Source organism: Mitsuokella apri, from assembly GCF_051886055.1.
In the GTDB taxonomy this organism is placed as follows: Bacteria; Bacillota; Negativicutes; order Selenomonadales; family Selenomonadaceae; genus Mitsuokella.
On sequence record NZ_JBJEXT010000076.1, the window covers coordinates 1 to 3,985 of the forward strand.

Below are 3,985 nucleotides of genomic sequence, written 5' to 3' on the forward strand. Positions count from 1 at the left end.
TTCCTTGGGGTGGAAGAGGTCGTGGGTTCAAATCCCGTCGTTCCGACCATTTTTGCAAAATGAGGCTTTCTATGAAAATAGGAAGTCTTTTTTATTACTTCCTATGGTATAATAGTGTTAAAAAGAGCTGTAAGAAAAGCTTCTATGGAAAAAATATGGGAAACCAAGGGGGAGTCGCTATGCGGTCTATGCCGAAGTATTTCAATATGATGGTGCAGACATGGAATTCGGTGTTTTTTATGTTTGTGACGCTCGGGGGAGCGTATCTTGTGTATACGGCGTCGTATCTTTGGGGCATCATCTGTCTGGTGCTGGGCATCGGCGGCGTGTACTTCTGCATGAAGCAGGCACAGGCATGGTCGGAGGTCAAAAAAGAGGACCTGCCGCCGATGGACCGCGAGACTCTCAAGGAGTGGATTGCCGGCAAGCGCAATGCGCCGCAGCCGCCTGAGAAAAAATAATATGCGATGAGGCGGCTGCAATAGAGTCGAAGCAGCCGGCAAAACAGCGGCGGAGCAGACGCTGAACAGCGGCAGGATTTCGCCTTTTCGCGGCGTGTGCTCTATGGTATAATAAAACATCAGATGATTTTTCGAAGAGACTGCACGCGCAGCCTCTTTTTTATGGACAGGCTCTATATTATGGAAGGAAAAGGAGAAATTCATGAGCGTATTGGAGGTTTCGCATCTTTCGCACAGCTATGGCGGGCGGGAGATTTTTGAGGATGTATCGTTTCGCCTTTTAAAAGGCGAGCATGTGGCGCTGGTCGGCGCGAACGGCGAGGGCAAGTCGACCTTTATGTCCATCATCACGGGCAAACTCACGCCGGATGCCGGCACGGTCACTTGGGCGAAGCGCACGAAAGTCGGCTACCTCGACCAGCACGCCGTGCTGCAGCCAGGCATGACGATCCGCGAGACGCTGCGCACGGCTTTTGACCACCTCGTGCAGCTCGAGCAGGAGATGCTCGCGGCTTACGACAAGATGGGCGAGGCAACGCCGGAGGAAATGGACAAACTTATGAAGGATGTCGGCGACATTCAGGATATCCTCGAAGCCGGCAGCTACTACACGATTGACGCGCGCATCGAGGAAGTCGCGGGCGGTCTGGGCCTGCGGGATATTGGCCTTGAGCGCAAAGTCGACGAGCTTTCGGGCGGCCAGCGTACGAAGGTCCTTTTGACAAAACTCCTCTTGGAGAACCCCGAGATTCTGCTGCTCGACGAGCCGACGAATTACCTCGATGCTGAGCACATCGAATGGCTCAAGAATTATCTCATCAACTACGAAAACGCCTTTATCGTCATTTCGCACGATGTGCCGTTCCTCAACGCCGTGACGAATGTCATCTGGCACGTCGACAATCTGCAGCTCACGCGCTACACGGGCAGCTATGAGAAATTCGAGGAAATGGCCGCACTGAAGCGCCGTCAGGAAGAAGCTGCTTACGAGCGCCAGCAGGCCGAAATCAAAAAGGAGCAGGATTTCATCCAGCGCAATAAGGCCCGCGTCGCGACGCGCGGCATGGCGAACAGCCGTCAGAAAAAGCTCGACAAAATGGAAATTCTGACGAAGCGTCAGGAAAAGCCGAAACCGCATTTCCATTTCCAGCAGGACCGCACGCCGTCGCGCTTTGTCATCGAGGCGCAGCGCCTCGTGCTCGGCTACGATTCGGCCCTGACAAAACCCGTCGACATCAAGGTCGAACGCAATAAGAAAATCGCCATCCGCGGCACGAACGGCCTCGGCAAATCGACGCTCTTAAAGACACTCCTTGGCATCATCAAGCCGTTTGCCGGTGAAATTGAACAGGGCGAATTCGTCTCGGTCGGTTATTTTGAGCAGGAAGAAGCCAAGGGCAATATGAATACGGCCCTCGACGAACTCTGGCAGGAATATCCGAGCATGACAAATTTCGAGGTCCGCGCGGCGCTTGCCTCCTGCGGCCTGACGAATGAGCACATTACGACGAAAATGACGGCCCTTTCGGGCGGCGAGGCAGCCAAAGTCCGACTCGCGAAGATCATGCAGAAGCCTGTCAACCTGCTCGTGCTCGACGAGCCGACCAACCACCTCGATGTCGAAGCGAAAAAAGAGCTCAAGCGCGCTCTGCAGGAGTACAAAGGCACCCTGCTGCTCGTCTCGCACGAACCCGACTTTTACGAAGACCTCGTCGATACCGTCTGGAATATCGAGAGCTGGTCGACAAAGATTGTCTGATCCATAAAAAAACAGCCACACTGTCACCATACAATATGAGACAGTGTGGCTGTTTTTTGCTTAGAAGGAATCAGAGCCGGAGAAGACGCTGATTTTCTTCTGTATCGTCGTTTTCATTTGCAGAAAAATCTTGCTGCCGTTTGGCGATGAGGTCGGCCTGCTTTTCCCATATGAGGATGGGGGCTGGCTCAAAACCGTTGAAATGCGTGGCTGAGACGGTCGTGTAGGCACCGATATTGCCGACAAGCACCTTGTCGCCGATGGCGAGCTTCGGTGCGGGGAAGTCGCGGTAGAGCACATCGATGCCGTCGCAGCTCGGCCCCGCAAATGTTGAAGGAATTTTTTTGCCACGGCCGAAGCAGTGCAGCGGGTATTCCCAGTGGTCGAACAGGATGCCCGAAAATACGCCGTAGATGCCCTCGTCGAGAATGTACCATGGCTTATCGCCTCGCATCTTCGTACCGATGACTGAAGTCACGAGATTCATGGCTGTGCCGCAGATGAAGCGGCCCGGCTCCGTCCAGACCTGTGTCTCTGGAAACAGGCGGTCGATTTGGCGGTTGATGGCTTCGAGCATGGCGGCAAGGTCAATATGCAGGCCGTTGGCTGAAGGAATCGGGAAGCCGCCGCCGATATCGAGATCGGTGAGGTGAAGTCCGGAAGCTTCCGCTTCGGTGAAAAGGTGATGGACGAGCAGCAGGGCCTCTTCGTAAGCCGCTGTAGAAAGGGACTGGCTGCCAACGTGGAAACAGATGCCCTTGGCATGGAGTCCTGCGTCTTCTGCCTGCTTTAAGAGGGGCAGTGCCTCAGCAAGCGGTACGCCGAATTTCGTGTTGAGATCGACGAGGGCCTTGCTGTTTTGGACCTGTACGCGCACGAGCACGTCGGCATCCGGCACGTATTTGGCGATTTTGGCAATCTCGCTGGCATCATCGAATGTAAAGCGTTTGACGCCAAGGCGGGCGGCAGCCATAAGGCCGCGCTTATCGTGCACCGGATTTGCATAAATCATGCGTGAACCATCGATGCCTGCCTCATGCAGGATTTCCATTTCACCGGCCGAAGCCACATCGAAATGGGAGCCCATGGAGGCAAGGCGTTTGAGGACATCTGGCTGCGGATTCGCCTTGATGGCATAATAAATGCCGGCGCGCGGCAGGTGCTTGCGCAGGAATGCGTAATTTTCGGCAGCCTTGTCCGTGGACAGCACGAGAAAAGGCGTCTCCTGTCTCCTGCACAGTTCGTTCATTTCATTTTCACTTAAGAGAAAGCTTCTCATAACACAACCCTTCCTGTATGATAGTATAGTTTTGACACCCTGAAAAAAATGGAGCAGGACACAAGGCAAGGCCTCATATCTTGCTCCGTTGCAACATTTCAGGTTAGGGATAGTATAAAACTTTTTTGGCTCGATTGCAATAGAGATGCATAAAAAAGCGAATTGTATACATGAATATACCAAAACACCCTGCGGATGCGCTGCAGGGTGTCCTTTATATGATGTTTAGGAGTTTTGTTCCAGAAATGGGACTTTTTGAAGGATAAGGGATTATTTACCGAAGTAACGGTCGAACAGGCCCTTGAAGCCGCGGCCATGGCGAGCTTCGTCCTTAGCCATCTCATGAACCGTGTCATGAACAGCGTCGAGGCCGAGCTGCTTAGCGAGCGTTGCGAGCTCTTTCTTGCCAGCGCAGGCGCCGTGCTCTGCATCGATACGCATCGTCAGGTTCTTCTTCGTGCTGTCCGTGAGGACTTCGCCGAGGAG

General features: G+C 53.6%; 4 protein-coding genes. 2 read left to right on the forward strand and 2 right to left on the reverse strand.

The genetic code is table 11. The features are described from left to right. Positions 1-179 precede the first annotated feature (179 nt). Both ACI4OH_RS11840 and ACI4OH_RS11845 read left to right on the forward strand, forming a co-directional pair. Positions 180-461 carry a hypothetical protein gene (locus ACI4OH_RS11840; RefSeq protein WP_432646703.1) on the forward strand — a complete coding sequence of 94 codons (282 nt, stop codon included), beginning with the start codon at positions 180-182 and terminating at the stop codon, positions 459-461. A gap of 202 nt (positions 462-663) precedes the next feature. Then, positions 664-2,220 (forward strand): ABC-F family ATP-binding cassette domain-containing protein, encoded by a 1,557-nt coding sequence (locus ACI4OH_RS11845; RefSeq protein ID WP_435721967.1) that lies wholly within the window; start codon positions 664-666, stop codon positions 2,218-2,220. Between the two features lie 70 nt (positions 2,221-2,290). Here the strand turns inward: ACI4OH_RS11845 and ACI4OH_RS11850 are convergent, their stop codons facing one another. Next, positions 2,291-3,499 (reverse strand): type III PLP-dependent enzyme, encoded by a 1,209-nt coding sequence (locus ACI4OH_RS11850; protein ID WP_432648044.1) that lies wholly within the window; start codon positions 3,497-3,499, stop codon positions 2,291-2,293. 270 nt (positions 3,500-3,769) lie between these two features. Continuing rightward, positions 3,770-3,985: ferritin family protein (locus tag ACI4OH_RS11855; protein WP_503908478.1), on the reverse strand; the 216-nt coding region annotated here is incomplete at its 5' end.